Annotated in this window: 13 protein-coding genes and 1 tRNA gene; 6 read left to right on the plus strand and 8 right to left on the minus strand. The window is 67.2% G+C overall.

Annotation, left to right across the window (positions count from 1 at the left end; genetic code table 11):
- Positions 1–117: 117 nt before the first annotated feature.
- The 3 genes from ACFCV3_RS30685 to ACFCV3_RS30695 form a co-directional block, all read right to left on the minus strand.
- Positions 118–190 (minus strand) — tRNA-Asn (locus tag ACFCV3_RS30685).
- A 114-nt stretch (positions 191–304) separates the two neighbouring features.
- Positions 305–862, minus strand: a complete 558-nt coding sequence (locus ACFCV3_RS30690; RefSeq protein WP_376035729.1) for a hypothetical protein — start codon at positions 860–862, stop codon at positions 305–307.
- A 44-nt stretch (positions 863–906) separates the two neighbouring features.
- On the minus strand, positions 907–1,794 hold the full coding sequence (locus ACFCV3_RS30695) for an RNA polymerase sigma factor RpoD/SigA (RefSeq protein ID WP_376035731.1): 888 nt from the start codon (positions 1,792–1,794) through the stop codon (positions 907–909).
- 152 nt (positions 1,795–1,946) lie between these two features.
- On the opposite strand from ACFCV3_RS30695, the gene ACFCV3_RS30700 reads away from it, so the two are divergent.
- Positions 1,947–2,813 carry an exodeoxyribonuclease III gene (locus ACFCV3_RS30700; protein WP_376035733.1) on the plus strand — a complete coding sequence of 289 codons (867 nt, stop codon included), beginning with the start codon at positions 1,947–1,949 and terminating at the stop codon, positions 2,811–2,813.
- The gene (locus ACFCV3_RS30705; protein ID WP_376035735.1) at positions 2,813–3,934 is read left to right on the plus strand and encodes a hypothetical protein; all 1,122 of its coding nucleotides are present in this window, start codon (positions 2,813–2,815) and stop codon (positions 3,932–3,934) included. Before ACFCV3_RS30700 ends, ACFCV3_RS30705 begins: the two co-directional genes overlap by 1 nt.
- Here the strand turns inward: ACFCV3_RS30705 and ACFCV3_RS30710 are convergent.
- From ACFCV3_RS30710 to ACFCV3_RS30720, 3 genes are read right to left on the minus strand one after another with little or no spacing between them, the layout of a single operon-like run.
- Positions 3,931–4,431, minus strand: coding sequence for a DinB family protein (locus ACFCV3_RS30710; RefSeq protein ID WP_376035737.1), 501 nt, complete (start codon positions 4,429–4,431; stop codon positions 3,931–3,933). The two genes, ACFCV3_RS30705 and ACFCV3_RS30710, sit on opposite strands and share 4 nt — an antisense overlap.
- A gap of 57 nt (positions 4,432–4,488) precedes the next feature.
- Positions 4,489–5,193, minus strand: coding sequence for a M50 family metallopeptidase (locus ACFCV3_RS30715; protein WP_376035739.1), 705 nt, complete (start codon positions 5,191–5,193; stop codon positions 4,489–4,491).
- Positions 5,194–5,211: 18 nt separating this feature from the next.
- Positions 5,212–6,387 (minus strand): hypothetical protein, encoded by a 1,176-nt coding sequence (locus ACFCV3_RS30720; RefSeq protein WP_376035741.1) that lies wholly within the window; start codon positions 6,385–6,387, stop codon positions 5,212–5,214.
- Positions 6,388–6,487: 100 nt separating this feature from the next.
- On the opposite strand from ACFCV3_RS30720, the gene ACFCV3_RS30725 reads away from it, so the two are divergent.
- Positions 6,488–8,389, plus strand: coding sequence for a S41 family peptidase (locus tag ACFCV3_RS30725; RefSeq protein ID WP_376035743.1), 1,902 nt, complete (start codon positions 6,488–6,490; stop codon positions 8,387–8,389).
- A 128-nt stretch (positions 8,390–8,517) separates the two neighbouring features.
- Entirely contained in the window at positions 8,518–9,312 is a 795-nt protein-coding gene (locus tag ACFCV3_RS30730) for a phosphatase PAP2 family protein (RefSeq protein WP_376035745.1), read from the plus strand.
- Here ACFCV3_RS30730 and ACFCV3_RS30735 read toward each other — a convergent pair.
- A complete protein-coding gene (locus tag ACFCV3_RS30735) occupies positions 9,255–11,408 on the minus strand; it encodes a bifunctional SulP family inorganic anion transporter/carbonic anhydrase (protein WP_376035747.1) in 2,154 nt (717 codons plus the stop codon). The genes ACFCV3_RS30730 and ACFCV3_RS30735 overlap by 58 nt on opposite strands.
- A gap of 215 nt (positions 11,409–11,623) precedes the next feature.
- Here ACFCV3_RS30735 and ACFCV3_RS30740 point away from each other — a divergent pair, with 215 nt between their 5' ends.
- Positions 11,624–12,397 carry an SDR family NAD(P)-dependent oxidoreductase gene (locus tag ACFCV3_RS30740; RefSeq protein WP_376035748.1) on the plus strand — a complete coding sequence of 258 codons (774 nt, stop codon included), beginning with the start codon at positions 11,624–11,626 and terminating at the stop codon, positions 12,395–12,397.
- Positions 12,398–12,421: 24 nt separating this feature from the next.
- On the opposite strand, the gene ACFCV3_RS30745 is transcribed toward ACFCV3_RS30740, so the two are convergent.
- A complete protein-coding gene (locus tag ACFCV3_RS30745; protein WP_376035750.1) occupies positions 12,422–14,470 on the minus strand; it encodes a fibronectin type III domain-containing protein in 2,049 nt (682 codons plus the stop codon).
- 197 nt (positions 14,471–14,667) lie between these two features.
- Here ACFCV3_RS30745 and ACFCV3_RS30750 point away from each other — a divergent pair, with 197 nt between their 5' ends.
- Positions 14,668–16,152 (plus strand): lysyl oxidase family protein, encoded by a 1,485-nt coding sequence (locus ACFCV3_RS30750; RefSeq protein WP_376035752.1) that lies wholly within the window; start codon positions 14,668–14,670, stop codon positions 16,150–16,152.
- The last annotated feature ends 18 nt before the right edge of the window (positions 16,153–16,170 follow it).

Here is a 16,170-nt window from a genome sequence, read left to right on the forward strand (position 1 = left end):
GGTCATTTCTTGTTCAAGCCCACTACGGGGTGTCCACGCTCATGGCTGGCGGACGTGCGCCGGGCATGACTAAGGCCGGCTCCTGGTGGAACCGGCCTTTGGACTACTGCGTTGGAGCTCCCGCGACTGGACTCGAACCAGTAACCTGCCGGTTAACAGCCGGCTGCTCTGCCAATTGAGCTACGCGGGATCGTATTTTTCTGTCCTCGATCCCCTGAGGACTTGAGTAGGTTAGCAGGCCGGAGGCGTCCTGCAAAAACGGGATTCCATCGGTGGGATTCCCCCTTCTGAGTCAGCTTTGGCGTCAGACTCCGAACTCTTCGCGGACGGCGGCCAGGGCGGCTTCGGCGGCGTCGACGATGCCGGGCTGGGTGGGCTCCAAACCCTTGTCCAGCACGAAGTTCCAGGTGATCGGGGCTTCGGTGGTGGACGGGTTGCGGCGGCCGACGATGCGGACGCCGCGCTTGCCGGCCAGCGGGACATGCCGCTGTACGACGATGCTCGCGTCGACGCGCTCCCGCAGCAGCTGCCCGAAACGGCCGGGGTCGTCGATCTTCAGGTCGGTCGCGCGCAGGGGGGTGCCGAAGGCGGTGGTCTCGTAGACGTGCAGCACCGACGCCTCCGAATCCCAGCCGGCACGCTCGATCTGCTCCCACCCGACGCGTCGTACCGACTCGGGTGTCGGCTTGCCGGGGGACTCGGTCGGAGCGTCCGTCGGGAGGTAGACGGCCGCGCGGGTGCCCGCGACCCAGTTGCCATCCGCTAGCTGAGCAGCGGCCAGGATGGACTCCTTACGCCCGGTGCTCGATCCGCGCACGGCATCGGCAAGCTCGTTGGGCCAGGTGCTACGCCTGAATCTCACTCCTTCATCATCCCAGCCCCGGCCAACCCGCTGGCCGTGTGGGGTCAGGCGGCATAGTCGCGGAGGTGGTGGCCGGCTCGGCGGCGGAGATGGCGGAGGGCCTCGCGCTCGAGGGATCGGATCTGGTCGGGGGTCAGATTGAGATGGTTGGCGGTCTCCTCGATGGTGGCGGGGGTGTGACCTTGCAGGCCGTAGCGGTGCCGGATGACTTGCTCGTGGACCTCGTCGAGGAACTGGAGCTGGTGGGCGATGTCCCGGCGGAGAGCGGCCTGGAGGACCAGGGTCTCGTCGTCGATGAGGGGCTCGGAGTCGAGGAAGTCGAGGGCTTCGGGGTGGATCTGCCAGGCCTGGGCGCGCTCCAGGCGGGCGATGGTCAGGGCGGTGGCGCCGGCGAGCTCGTTGAGGGTGGGCTCGCGGCCGAGTCGTTGGGTGAGGTCGTGGCGGGTGACGGCAACCCGGCAGGCGTCGGCGTACGCCTGGGCCGGCATTCGAACGAGGCGCGAGCGGTCGGAGATCGCCCGGCCCAGGGCTTGGCGGATCCACCAGATCGCGTACGTCGAGAAGCGGTGGCCGAGGCGGTAGTCGAACCGCTCGATCGCGCGGATCAGCCCGATGTTGCCCTCCTGGATGAGATCCAGCAGGGAGATGCCCTTGCCCGTGTAGCGGCGCGCGATCGTCACCACGAGTCGCAGGTTGCCCTCGATCATGCACCGCCAGGAATGGCGCCCGAGCGCGACGACCTGCTGCAGCTCGGCAGCGTCGTCCGGCGCAGGGTCGCTGGTCAGCCGGTCGGCCGCCAGGACACCGGCCTCGATCCAGTGTGAGTGCTCAGAGACCTCCTCCAATGTCAGTAGTTCGTGCCGGCCGATCTCGCGCAGGTAGGCCACCAGCGCGGTCACGTCGGCAGGTTCGCAGTCCAGGTGCTCAGCCATCCGCTCCCTCTCTCCTGACAAGAGGATGCAGCGAAATCCACCCTCCGTGACCGACCAATTCCAAATCGGTGGATAACTCACTGACATCGCAGGTAGTTCGAGAGGTAGGTCGAGAGGTGGGTGGGGGACTGGTTGGCGGGTACCTTGGGGCGGTGCGAGTGGCTACGTGGAACGTGAATTCGGTGAAGCAGCGGATGCCTCGGTTGCTGGAGTGGCTGGACGAGCGGCAGCCTGATGTTGTTTGCCTGCAGGAGACGAAGTTGGCGGACGACGCATTTACCGCCTTGCTGGGTGGTGAGCTGGCCGGTCGGGGGTACGAGACTGCGCTGTACGGCGAGGTGCAGTGGAACGGCGTTGCGATTCTGAGCAAGGTCGGGCTCGAGGATGTGGTGACCGGGGTTGCCGGTGCGCCGGGGTTTCCGCATCCGGAGGCGCGGGCGGTTGCGGCGACCTGTGGTGGCATTCGGATCCACGGGCTGTACGTGCCGAACGGGCGGGTGCCGGACTCGGATCATTACCAGTACAAACTCGCGTGGCTCAAGGCACTCGCTGCCGTCGTTGCGGATGGTCCGGAGGACCAGATCGTCTGCGGTGACATGAACATCGCGCCGACCGACGCGGATGTCTTCGATCCGGCCGCGTATGTCGGTTCGACACATGTGACGCCGCCTGAGCGTGCGGCGCTGGCCGAGTTGATGGCGGCCAAGGACTTGCGTGATGTGGTCCGCGACCGGTGGCCGGACGAGCGGGTCTTCAGCTACTGGGACTACCGCGCCGGCATGTTCCATCAGAACCTGGGGATGCGGATCGACCTGATGCTCGCGACCGAGGCTGTGGCGAGCCGGACGAAGGCGGCGTGGATCGATCGGAAGGCCCGCAAGGGGACCGGGCCGAGTGACCATGCACCGGTGATCGTCGATCTCGACGTGGCACCGGACGGCGACATCGGCCCGATGGTGCCGCCACCGTCGGCGCCACGTGGCCGGAAGCGTCCGACGACGCTGCCGCAGAACCGCTGATGCGCCGGGTCATCGCGGCCACCGTACTGGCCGCCTCCGCCCTGACCGCGTGCACCAGTAAGAGCGAGGCCCAGCCGACCATCAGCTGGGAGAAGGTCGACGTCGGTGCCGAGCCGGTCGCCCTCGCCGAGCACGACGGTCAGATCCTGGTCGGCGTCAAACACCAGGGTGCCAAGATCGTCCCGGGCATCGTCGTGCTGAACGGTTCCGAGCGCAAGACGGTCGCCATCAGACCCTCGGCCTCGAGCCCGTACTCGTTCGAAGCGATCTGGTACTCGATCGCCTGGGACGGCAAACGTGTGCTCGGCCTCGGCGGCGCCTCCGGCGGTGCGCACGGTAACGTGCGGTGGACTGTCTGGACCGGCTCGGTCGACACCGGTCTGCAGGAACACCCGCAGACCTTCGACACCTTCAACGGCCTGTCCGCCGGCCAGATGACCTCCGCCGTCCTGACTCCGGCAGGGGAGGCCCTGACAGGATCGTGGGAAGGCGTCGTGACCGGGCTGGACGCTGCGGTCTGGTTGCCGCAGGCCAACAACAAGTGGCTCAAGCAAGACTCGGCCAAGACACCGTTGCAGAACACGAAGAACCTGCTCGTCGGCACCGGCTATGCGACCGCGTACGGCGAGGGTCTCGTGCTGACCGGTTCGCAGGTCCGACTCGAACCGAACGTCGTCCAGCAGAGCGCCGCGATCTGGCGTTCCGAGAAGCTCGCGCAGGGTTGGACCCGCGTCGAGCTACCGGACCCAGGTGACCGCAGTCAGGCGAACACCGCGACCTGCGCGGACACCTGCGTGATCTCCGGCTTCGTCGAGAACAAGCTTGCGATCTGGCGGTACGACGGCGCCCAGGCGCAGCGGCTGAGCGGCGTACCGGCGATCCCGGTCGGTGACAAGGACGTCCTGCCACCTCCGCTGTCCGACGGCACTCCCGACGGCAGCGTGACCCAGGTGATTGCCCAGGACAACAAAGTGAAGGTCGTCAACGGCCGCGACGGCAACTGGAAGGTCCTCGAGTCGACCGGCGGTCTCCAAGGCCCGGTGACCGCGCTGGTACGCACCAAGGATCATCAGGCCTACCTGATCGCCGGCGGCGCACTCTGGAAAGCGAACCTCCCCTAGCTGACCAGGCCCTTCAGGTACGCCGCCTGGCCGATGTGCTGTATGTCGTCGTCCAGCACGCTGACCAGCCGAGCGCCCAGCGTGACCGGCGGATCCCACCGGGTGTCGACGATCCGGTCGAAGTCCGAATCGGACTGCAACCGCAGGAACTCCAGCGTCTGCTGATGCACGGCGTCGTAGTACCCGATCAGCAGCTCCGCGGACACCTGAACCTGCTCGACCTGCTCCGGCGTGTGCCCGTAGCCCGTGTCAGCAGCGTCGAACGGCAGCCCGAGCCGCTCGTGCCACCCGCCGGCCGTATAGACCTGCTCGTGCGCGGCGACCTCCGAGACGTGGTCGTCCTGGACCCGCGTCAGATGCCAGACGAGCCAGGCAATCGAATTCGCCGAGTCGGATGGTCGTGAGGTGAGGATCTTGTCGTCCTGCCCCTGCACCACCTCGTGCACCTGCTCCTGAATCCGGCTGTACCCATCGATCAGTATCTCGTTGGCCTTCATCGCAAAATCCCTTCGTCGACGCACAAATCACACTAGACCTCGCCGCCGACAAAACCATTAGCCAGGGATTACGCCTGACCAGATCACACCGAGGGCCAGGCAGCCGAGCGCGACCAGCCCGAAGACACCGACCCACATCACCGCGGGTACGCCGGTGAGTCGCCGCAGCTGATCGGCATCCGAACTCCGCCCCTGCCCACCGCGGCGAGAGTGCTGCAACTCGACCACCGCACGCGGTGCAGCGAGCAGCAGGAACCACGTGAGCAGATGCGCGAACGCCGACTGCACCAACGGCGACCCCCACCAAGTCACCCCGAAGACGACCGCACCGAACACCAGCACCGACCAGAGCCCGTACAGGTTCCGGATCTGCAGCAGCAGAATCACCAATGCGAGGAGCAGTCCCCAGAGCAACGCAACGGCGTACCCACGGCTGAGCGTGAACGCGGCGGCGAGCCCGAAGAGCGCCGGGCCGGGATAACCGGCCAGCAGTACGGCGATCATCCCTACACCGGTCGGTTTACCGCGTGACACGGTCACCCCGGAGGTGTCCGAGTGCAGGCGGATCCCGGCCAGCTTGCGGCCGACCAGCGCAGCGATCAGACCGTGCGCGCCCTCATGCGCGATCGTCACGACGTTCCGGGTGAACCGCCACAACGGCCGCCAGCCGATCAGCACCAGCGCGACCACGCCGGTGCCGATGACCACGCGGACGGATGGGTCGGGTTGTGCGGACGTGATGCTGTCCCAGAACTCACTCACCCGCCCATCCTTGCAGTACTACGGAAATGCGACGTGCACGGTCACTCTCTCGCGCAGCTGCTCGTTCATCAGCCACAGCTCGTTGGTGGCCGGCCAGTAGGACAGGTTCTCGGTGTTCTTCGGTGCCTTCGTCCACACTGACGTCGAAACGCCGCCGGTACCGCGATGCAGGCAGCTCGGATAGTCGACGCCGTCCCCGATGTTGTCGGCGTACTCCGGACAGACCCCCGGGATCACGAAGCTGTTGTTGTAGGAGACCGCACCCTGCATACCCCACACCGGCGAGTTGAACGCCTCTACCGCCCGCACCACTCCGTCGGTACCAGCAGCCGGCAGTCCGGTCGCCTTGTTGAGCGGCCAGCGCACAATCCGTCCACCGCCACGCGTGGTGTGTTCAGCCGCAACGAACGAGCCAGTCCCGGCGTGGTCGAGCGCCAGGCTCGCAAAACACGGCCGTACGCCGGTGGTCGACGCGCACCCACCTCCGGCGTACCAGTAGGCCCCGACCTGCGGTAGCGCGAACGCGTGCCAGAGTGCGTGGTACTTGCCGTCAGCACCCAACCCGACCTCGCCAGTACTGGTGTCGGTCCGCCAGATGTGCCGCAGATCGAACACCCGCAGTACGGCGCCGCCCGTCGCGACCACCAGCATGTTGCCGGACCAGTACAGCCCATGGCCGTGCCCAGCGACCGCCTGGAAGTTGCCGTCGGCAGTCGGCTCCACCAACAGCACATGCCGGTACTTGTTGGTCGCCACGTCCAGGAAGGAGATCCGGATCGCCGTGTCCCCACTGTTGTGCCAGCTCGCGACGACGACCCGGCGCGCGCCGCCCGCCGGCTGCGCGTCGCCCGACCCCGACAAGCCCTGCGGGATCCAGACGTTCAGGTCGTCGTCCTCACCGTCCTGCCAGCAGAACCCCTTCGGATTCAGCGACGCGGTCAGGTAGGTCGCGTGGCACAGCGGGCGTCCGGTCCGGTTGGACGCGGCCAGGACTTCGGTGACGCCGACCGGTGCGAGGGCCGGCTTGGTCTCGAGCTGAGCCACGCGAGCGCCGTACGTCGCGAAGGTGTCGCCGGAGACGAGCTGGAATCCGCTCGCGTCGATTCGGGGGAAACTGGCAGCGGCCTGTGCCTGGGGTGCCGTGAGCACGCCGATCAGCAGGGCGGCGGTTAACAACATTCGACTGATCCGCATGGGTTCGATAGTCCTTCACATCTGCCGGCCCCGCACTTCGAATGTGGCGCGTCGTTGACAGTGCGCAGACAGCGGCGGACCGTGGGACGAGGGGGCGAAGATGGCTACTGCAATTGACGAGGGTGCCGTTGTCCCGTTGCCGGCGTTCCTGGCCGGAGCGGGGACGCTGACGCTGGCGCAGCGGAGGATCGTGGTCGACCAGGCATTGCTGCTGCTCGACCAGAACTACGTGCACCTGCCGCTGAAGGTCGCGATGCATGCGGTCAATCCGCTGCAGCGGCTGCGAGTGCTGCGGGCCCGAATGGATCGTCAGGCCATGGAGCCCGAGTGGCTCTTCCATCGGCGACTGTCGAACATCTTCCACTCGGTCCGCGACCTGCACACCAACTACCTGCTGCCCGCACCGTTCGCCGGGAAGATCGCGTTCCTGCCGTTCATGATCGAGAAATGCCATGACGACGACGGCACCGAGCACTACCTGGTCACCCGGACCGTGACGGGTTACAACGCACCGCAGTTCGGCGCGGGTGCCGAGGTGACGCACTGGAACGGTACGGCGATCGCCCGCGCGGTCGCGCTCAACGGCGCACAGTTTGCCGGTAGCAACGAAGCCGCGAACCTGGCACGCGGTCTCGAATCCCTGACCCTGCGCCCGTTGGTGATCCAGGCGCCGCCTGACGAGGACTGGGTCGTGATCAGCTACGCCGGCCTCGACGGTTCGCAGCGCGAGCTGCGCGAGCAATGGCAGGTCACCACCAACCTCCCGCCGATGACCGATCTCGACGCGATCAACGCGACCTCGGCGTTGATGGGCGTTGACCTGGACTCGGACGAGAAGGCCCGCGCGAAGAAGGCGCTCTACGTCCGCGAGGTCGTCGCGCTCGAACGCGGTCAGAGTTCGGCCGAGCTGTCGAAGCCGGCCGCAGTCGGTGGTTCCGACCTGCCGACCACGATGCCCGGCGTCTTCCGGGCCCGCTCAGTCAGTACGCCGTCCGGCAGCTTCGGCCATCTGCGCATCTTCACGTTCAGCGTGCCGGATCCGGTCGCGTTCCGGGACGAGTTCGTCCGGCTGGCTGCGGCACTGCCGCAGAACGGGCTGATCGTCGACCTCCGTGACAACGGCGGTGGGCACATCCATGCGGCCGAGTTCACCCTGCAGACGCTGACCCCGCGGCGCATCACGCCCGAGCCGGTTCAGTTCCTCAGCTCGCCGCTCAATCTGAGCATCTGCCGCCGGCATCGCGACAACCCGGCCGGGATCGATCTCGGGCCGTGGTTCGATTCACTCGACCTGGCCACCGAGACGGGAGCGGCGTACTCGGCGGCGAAGCCGATCACCCCGGAGGAGGGTGCGAACGACGTCGGCCAGACGTACCTCGGACCGGTCGTGCTGGTCACCGACGCTCGCTGCTACTCGGCGACGGACATCTTCACCGCCGGATTCGCCGACCACGGCATCGGCACGATCCTCGGCGTCGACGAGAACACCGGCGCGGGCGGCGCGAACGTGTGGACCCACGGCCTGCTCGCGGCCCTGCTCAACGAACCACCGCCACCCGACCCGACCTCGCCGTACGAGTCCCTGCCGAACGGCGCCAACCTGCGCGTCGCGATCCGCCGTACCCTCCGCGTCGGTGAGCTCGCCGGTACGCCGGTCGAGGACCTCGGCATCCAGCCGTCCGAACTGCACCGGATGACCCGGGCCGACCTGCTGAACGGCAACGTCGACCTGCTCGCCCGAGCCGGCGCCCTCCTGGCCGCGATGCCCACGCGCAGTCTCCAGGTCGCAACCGCCATCTCCGGTACGACGCTCACCGTCACGCTGACCGTGATCGGTATGGACCGCGTCGACCTCTACCTCGACGACCGCCCGATCAGCTCCGAGGACCTCACTGCCGCACCGCTCACCATCACGATCCTCGACGTCGCCCGGGGTCAGCGCCTGCGCGCGGATGGCTACGAATCCGGCAGCTTGGTGGCATCCCGCCGTACGACGATCTGATCGCCGTGCCCAGGTGAGCTGACCGATCGGGCAGGACCGCCCTGGTGTGACCGCGCTCACTGCACAAAACGAATGTCCGTTCTTAGAGTGGAATCTCAGAGAACGGGCGTTCGGTTTGGGGGGTCGTCGTGGCGCAGTTGGCTCTGGAACGGGTTGATCCGCAGCGCGGAGGGGTGCGGCGGATCGTGCGGGAGGCCGGGCTGCTGGCTGTGCTGTTCGGGGCGTACAACCTCGGTCGGCTGGTGTCGGCCGAGCACGCGGGATCGGCGTACCGGCATGCGGGGGAGCTGATCGCGTGGGAGCGTGCGATCGGGTTGCCGAGCGAGGCGGCGGTGCAGGGGAGTGCGCTGCGGATTCCGGGGTTGGCAGAGGGGGCCAACCTCTTCTATGCGGGCGTGCACTTCCCGCTGACTGCGGCGGTCCTGCTCTGGTTGATGATCCGGCGGCCGGGTGTGTACGGGCAGGTGCGCTGGGCGCTGGCGTCGTTGACCGGGCTGGCGCTGATCGGGCACCTGCTGTTCCCGCTGGCGCCGCCGCGGATGATGCCGGGCTGGGTCGACACCGGCGTCGAGCACGGTCAGTCCGTGTACGGCGCCGACGCGTCTCAGGGGCTTGCCAATCAGTTCGCCGCGATGCCGAGTCTGCATGTCGGCTGGGCGTTCCTGATCGCGGTCGTGCTGATCCGGATCTCGACGTCCCGCTGGCGCTGGTTGTGGATCGCGCACCCGGTGCTGACGTTCGCGGTGGTCGTGGTGACGGCCAACCATTACTGGTTCGACGGTCTGGTGGCGATCGCGCTCGCGATTCCGTTGCTGGTGGCCTTCGACCCCGGTGCCGCACGAGGGGGCGGCACCGGGATCGACGGTCAGCGGACTGTGCGGCGGCCTGAGGTGGCGAGCTCTTCGTCGGCGCGGACCAGATAGGGCTCACGATCGAGCACCAGCCGGGCCGCGGCCGCACCGATGTCGAACCAGAGTCCGATCAGCTCCAGCCGTCCTTCGGCCTCGGCCTTGCGGACACACGCGAAACTGCGCAGGTTCGACAGTTGTACGCCGACATTCGCGACCGATAGTTTGTCGGCCGGCGACAGCTTCACCCCGGCGGCCGGATCGACGATGTCGGGCATCGCGACCGCCCGCCGTACCGATGGTTCGAGATGACGCAGCCAGTTCTGCAGGCCGGTCCCGGCTGGGGTCTTCGCCTCCAGTGCGGCCGCGGCGGCACCGCAGTGCGAGTGCCCGCAGACCACGATCGACCGGACGCCGAGCACCTCGACCGCGAACTCGATCGCGGCGTCGACGGAGTTGCTGTCCGAGCCGTTCGGCGGGACGAGGTTGCCGATGTTCCGCACGCAGAACTGGTCGCCGGGGCCGGTGGACGTGATCAGGTTCGGCACGATCCGCGAATCGGCACAGGTGATGAACAGCTGCGTCGGGCGCTGCCCCTCGGCCGCGAGTTTGGCGAGCATCGGCCGGATCTGATCGGCCGACTCCTCGAACGCGCGGATGCCGTCGAGCATCGAGGCGCGCTGGTCCGGCTCCGCGATCACCTGGGGTTGCCAGGGCAGCAGCCGGTGCGTCGGGGTGGAGCGCAGGGCGGCCCGGAAGGCCATCCGGTTCAGCTCGACCGTGCCGCCGCGGGCGAGGTGACCGCGCCGCCAGTCCTCGATCGCTTCGTACGCCGCGTGGTCGAGATGGTCGACCGACAGATCGACCCGAACCCGGGCACCGGTCGGGATGGAGCGCAGAGTCCGGATCAAGGACGAGACTCCCAGGAAGACCAGGGTCCCGCGGATCTGCACGGTCCACCACCCGTCGTCGGACTCGGTCGCGGTGACCGTTGCCCTCGACAACCGATACAGCACCCGTACGATCGCGAGCACCAGGCCGATCAGCACCCCTTCGGCCAGTCCGAGTACGGCGACGCCGGCGCCGGTGACGACGTACACGAGGAGCTCGTCGTGGCGGCGTAACGTACGGATGTGGGCGAGCTGCACGAGTCGCAGCCCGGTCACCAGCAGCACGCCGGCCAGCGCGGCCATCGGGATCAGCTCGAGCATCGAGCCGGCCGCGAGGACGAACGCCGCGATCCAGAGACCGTGCATGATCGCCGAGGCGCGCGACTTGGCACCGGCCGCGACGTTGGTCGAGCTCCGCACGATCACCCCGGTCACCGGCATCCCACCGAGAGCGCCGGAGACCGCGTTGGCTGCCCCTTGCCCGATCAGCTCTCGATCGAGGTTGCTGCGTTTGCCGTTGTGTAACTTGTCGACGGCAACGGCCGACAGCAACGACTCCACGCTCGCGACCAGCGCAACAGTCAGCACCGCGGCGATGATCTGGCCGGGTGTGCCATCTGGGATGGCAGGCAGGATCAGCTCCTGCAGCGGCTGGTCCGGCAGGTTCACCCGGGTGACATCGGGCATCCAGAGCGCGGCCAGCGCCGTCACGGCGACCACCGCGACCAGCGGCGCCGGCACCACTTTGACCTTGGGCAGTCGCGGCCACACGAGCAGGAGCGCGACGGTCAGCACACCGACCAGCACCGAGTGCGGATGGTGGGCGACCAGTTGGCCGGGAAGCTCGGCCACGTTGGCGATCAGCGAACTCTGCGCTTGACCACCAAGGACGACATGGAGTTGCTGTACGGCGATGGTGACGCCGATCCCCGCGAGCATGCCGTGCACGACAGCGGGGGACAGGGAGAGTGCGAGCCGCCCGATCCGGGTGACTCCGAGCAGGATCTGGACCACACCGGCAGCGCAGGTGATGCCGGCCGTGGCGGCCCACCCGAACTGGCCGACGAGGCCCGCAACGACAACGGTCAGGCCCGCGGCGGGGCCGCTGACCTGCAACGCCGAGCCGCCCAGTGCACCGGCGACGACGCCGCCGACGACCGCGGCGACCAGGCCGGCGATGAGTGGGGCGCCCGATGCGGCGGCGATCCCCAGGGACAACGGAATGGCTATCAGGAAGACCACCAGCGAGGCTGGTAGGTCATGGCGAAGGATGGACCCCACAGAACTGCGTGTACTACTGGACGTGGCAGTAGTACTCGTTGGGGGCGGTGAGTGGGAAGTGGACATGGTCGGCACGGGTCCCTCCGGCGTCTGGTGCTCACGGCATCTGGCGTCGAAACAAAGAGTGTCGATCTGGTCACTTACTGTACTGGGCCGCTCAAGCCCACCCAAGCGATTCTCATAATTCGTTGCCAGAAGCATCCAGGAGGAACGCAGTGGATCTGCAACTGTCCGGAAAAGTTGCCGTCGTCACCGGAGCGAGCAAGGGAATCGGCCTGGCCTGCGTCGAAGCCCTGGCCTGGGAGGGTGCGACGGTCTTCGGGATCTCGCGCAATCCGGTCAACCTCGGCGCGGCCCGGGAGCAGCTGGCGGCCAAGGGCCTCGAGTTCATCCCGGAGCTCGCCGACCTGACCGACGCGGACGCGACCGCCGAGGTGTTCGCGAAGATCGGCGTACCGGACATCCTGGTCAACTGCGCGGGAGCCGCCCGCCAGATCCCGGTCGACGAGCTGAGCAGCAAGTCGTTGCACGATGCAATGGAGTCGAAGTACTTCACCTACATGCACGCCACCGAGGCAGTCATCCGCGGGATGGCCGAGCGCGGCAGTGGCTCAGTGGTGAACGTGGTCGGCTCGGGTGGCAAGTCGGCGAACCCGCTGCACATCGGCGGCGGTGCTGCGAACGCGGCACTGATGCTCGCGTCGGTCGGCTATGCCAAGGCGTACGCCGGACAGGGGGTCCGGGTGAATGTGATCAACCCGGGCCTGACGCTCACCGGCCGGATCGACGACCGGCTGGACGCAGCGACCCGAGCCACTGGCCGGCCGCGCGACGAGTTGCTGACCGAGATGGTGGCCGACATCCCGCTGGGCCGCCCGGCCGATCCGGCCGAGGTCGCCAACGTCGCGATCTTCCTCGCCTCACCCAAGGCCAGCTACGTCACCGGCGCCGTCATCACGATGGACGGCGGCACCGCGTCGATCATCTGACGCGGCACCGCCGTACTGGATCAATCAGACGGTGATCCAGTCGATGTCCGCGATGTAGCCGGACGGGTTGCTGACCTTGAGCGAGTTGGATCCGGCGGTGAGCTTCACCGGCAGGTAGACGACCTGCGGTGTTCCCCAGTCGTTGTCGCCGAGACCGTGGTAGTTCACCCAGTAGCTGTCACCGTCGTTCACCGTGAGCATGCTCTGCCGGCTGGTGTCGCCGTCGGTGTAGGCGATCTTCACCAGGTACGTCCCGGTCGTCGGCACGGTGATTCCGTTCAGCGTGACCGAGGCGTCGTACCCGATGTTGCCGATCTTCTTCCCGCCCGAGCACAAGGTGCACCCGTTCGCACTGGCGTTGCCGGTGAGCGTGCTGGTCGCGGCCTCGGCTTCGTACCGCACCGGTCCGCCGTTCTTCGCGGTCAGCATGGTGATCGGTGCGCTGGCTGCCGACGTACGACCGCCGTCGACGCCCTTCACGGTGAACGTGTACTGCGTCTGCGGCAGCAGCCCGGTCACCACGGCGCTCGTCGTCGAGCTCGTCGCCACCTGCTTACCGTTCGCATAGACCTTGTACGACGATGCGCCGGTGCTCGGCCGCCAGGTCAGCGACGTGGTCGTGCGGCTGACGTCGGTCGCGGTCAGGTCGGCCGGGATGCTCACCGACGGGCGGTCGTTCGGGGTGATCTTGTACAGCTTCGAACCGTGCGCAGGCAGAGCCGCGCTGACCGAGCCGGAGACGTTCCGCGTGTTCTGGTCGGCCCAGATGTCGCGGACGGTCGCCTTGCCGTTGATGCCGAGCTGCCCGAAGTCACCGGTGACGGTGGCCGGCGTCTCGGCCAGGTTGAACAGGCCGACCGTCACACTGCCGTCGGCGTTCTTGGCGTACCAGGTCTGCTGCAACTGGTCCTGGTTCAGCGGGCGGGCCGGGTTGCCGGACTGGTTGATCGCGATGACCTCGCGGTTCGTCAGCAGCTTCAGGCCGTAGGCGTCCAGCTTGGTCATGTCGTCGCCGACGAACAGCGGTGCCGCGTTGATCGCCCAGAACGACATGTAGCTCTGCCGCTCGGCCTCGTTGAGTCCGTCCATCTCGCCGACGCCGACGTTGATCGCGTCCAGGTTGTTCCAGTGCCCGGGGCCCGCGTCGTCGATCCACTGCGGCAGGTCCCACCAGCGCTGCTTCACCGAACCGTCCCAGCGGACGATCGTGTCGCAGTAGCACTCCACGTCGGTGTCGATCCGCCAGCCGTTCGAGTTCTGCTTCCAGACCTCGGCGTACCGGTGACTGAGCGACCACGACAGTGTGTACTGCATCGGGCGGCCGGCGTTCTGCACCGAGCGCCACCAAGCCTCGACGTCCTCGGTGTTGTTGTGGTTGGGGTCGTCCGGCGCACCCTTCCAGGAGCCGGGGCCGACGCCGTCCATCTTGATGAAGTCGACGCCCCAGCTCGCGAAGAGTTTGGTGATCGAGTCGGCGTACTTCTGCGCGCAAGGGCTCTCGTAGTTGATCTTGTACGCCGCGTCCCAGCCGTTGGTCTTGCGCAGGTCCGGGTAGACGATGTCGCGGGTGAAGCAGCCCGGCGCGTCGTAGATCGGTGTGTTGCCCTCGCGGTAGACGTCCATCCCGAGGCCGACCACCGTGTAGATGCCGAACTTCAGGCCGAGCTTGTGCAGGTCGTCGCCGACCGCCTTCATCCCGCGCGGGAAGCGCTTGAGATTGGCGACCGGGCGGCCGTACTCGTCACCGCCGTCCTGCCAGCTGGCGTCGATGTTGATGTACTCGTAGCCGTACGGCTTGAGCTTGGTAGCCATCGCGTGGGCCTGGGCGAGGATGTTCTTCTCGCTGATGAAGCTGCCAGGACCGTCCGGGTTCACCCCCGGGTAGTTGGTCGACTGCAGGCTCCAGGAACTCCAGCCCAGGTAGGGCTTGGCCGCGACCTGCGGGTACTTCGCCGGGACCGGGCGAGGGTCCTGGACAGGCAGTGGTTCGGCGGCGTCGGCGGGGGACATCACGGCTGTCGTCGTCACCAGAGCGACGGCAGCCAGGACAGTGGTGACACGGCGTCTGTTCACCTGGCCGAGCGTAGGGTCGCTTAATTTACATCGTCAAGTATTCAGCCCCGATGACTGTGAGTGCCGGTTGTGACACGGATGGCACGTGACTGTGATCAACCTCGGGAGGGAGGCGCGCGTCGTACGCACAGAGGCCGGTTCGTGAGGACCCGGCCCGATGTGGAGGGGGTTCCATCATCATCACGTCAAACAAAGCCGTGCGGACGGCGATCGCGGCAGCCAGTGCTGCCGGACTGGTCGCCGTCGCGGCAACCAGTGCATCGGCCGCAGGTCAGGCGGTGCCCGCCAGGCCCGCGCTGGCCCTGGTCGCACCGGCGACGGACATCACGCTGACCGGCGACCCTGAGCAGGGCGTCGATCTGAATCTCGGCACCCACCTGGTGGCCGGCAACGCACCGATCGAGGTGCGCGCGACGCGGGCGAACTACAACTCGCCGGTGGTCGCGCAGCGGATCGTCAACGGTAAGGCGGTGGCGATGCCGAAGGGTCTCGTCACCGACTTCGGCGGTCTGTCGAAGTTCCTGCACATCACGTTCACCGATGCTGCGGGCAAGAAGGTTCTCGACCAGGACCAGACACTGTGCCTGAACGGCGAGGGTTCGCGGACCCGGCCGGACGCGCCGGCCACGTCGCCGTACCCGGACGACTGCCGGGCCAACCCGTTCACCCAAGGTGCTGTCTGGGGAGTGCAGAAGGGCTGGTCGGTCAACACCGCCTGGTGGGGTCAGGAGCCGGTCAAGATCGCCGAGGGCAAGTACAAGGCCACGGTCTCGGTGAACAAGAAGTTCCGCGACTACTTCAAGATCCCGGCGAACCAGTCGTCGGTGACCCTGAACGTCACGGTCAAGCACGAGGACCACTGCGACCCTGGGCACCCGGTCCAGGGCTGCATCGCCGCCAAGGGCATGAAGGCGGAGGGCAAGAAGGGGGTCGCGCTGAAGGCGAAGGCTGCGCGCCCGACCGGCAAGGCGAGTACGCCGAAGGGTCCGAAGCCGGACCTGGTCTCGGTGCCGGCCTGGGGGATTCAGGTCGCACCGGGGGAAGCAGGCACACCGGATGCCGGCAAGGACTTCCTGGCCTTCTCGGCGACGGTGTGGAACGCAGGACCGTCACCGCTGGTGCTGGACGGGTTCCGTCAGAAGGGCAAGGACCTGATGGACGCCTACCAGTACTTCTATGACGACAAGGGTAAGGAGATCGGGTACCAGAACACCGGCACGATGGAGTGGGACCCGCGCGAAGGCCACACCCACTGGCACTTCACCGACTTCGCCCGCTACAGCCTGCTGAACGGCAAGCAGTCCGAGGTCGTCCGCAGTCAGAAGGAAGCGTTCTGCCTGGCCGCGACCGACTCGATCGACTACACGGTGAAGAACGCCAACTGGCACCCGATGAACACCGACCTGCACACCGCCTGCGGCGACCACACGTCGCTGTCGGTGCGTGAGGTCCTGGACGTCGGATCCGGCGACACCTACGAGCAGTTCCGGCCGGGGCAGTCGTTCGACATCACCAACCTGCCGAACGGCGAGTACTTCGTCGAGGTGAAGGCGAACCCGGAGGGCAAGCTGTTCGAGGGCAACACCAAGAACAACGTTGCCCTGCGCAAGGTGATCCTGGGCGGCGTGAAGGGCGCCCGCACGGTCAAGGTCCCGGCGGTCGGCGTGATCAACGTCCCGTAAGGCCTCGTGATCCCCGAA

This window comes from Kribbella sp. NPDC056345 (genome assembly GCF_042262745.1).
Classification (GTDB): domain Bacteria; phylum Actinomycetota; class Actinomycetes; order Propionibacteriales; family Kribbellaceae; genus Kribbella.

Bases quoted from the DNA above. Each gene is read 5' to 3' on its own strand.
- ACFCV3_RS30710 (WP_376035737.1), bottom strand. From the start codon at position 4,431: ATGAAGGCCAACGAGATACTGATCGATGGGTACAGCCGGATTCAGGAG.
- ACFCV3_RS30695 (WP_376035731.1), bottom strand. From the start codon at position 1,794: ATGGCTGAGCACCTGGACTGCGAACCTGCCGACGTGACCGCGCTGGTG.
- ACFCV3_RS30705 (WP_376035735.1), top strand. From the start codon at position 2,813: ATGCGCCGGGTCATCGCGGCCACCGTACTGGCCGCCTCCGCCCTGACC.
- ACFCV3_RS30725 (WP_376035743.1), top strand. From the start codon at position 6,488: ATGGCTACTGCAATTGACGAGGGTGCCGTTGTCCCGTTGCCGGCGTTC.
- ACFCV3_RS30720 (WP_376035741.1), bottom strand. From the start codon at position 6,387: ATGCGGATCAGTCGAATGTTGTTAACCGCCGCCCTGCTGATCGGCGTG.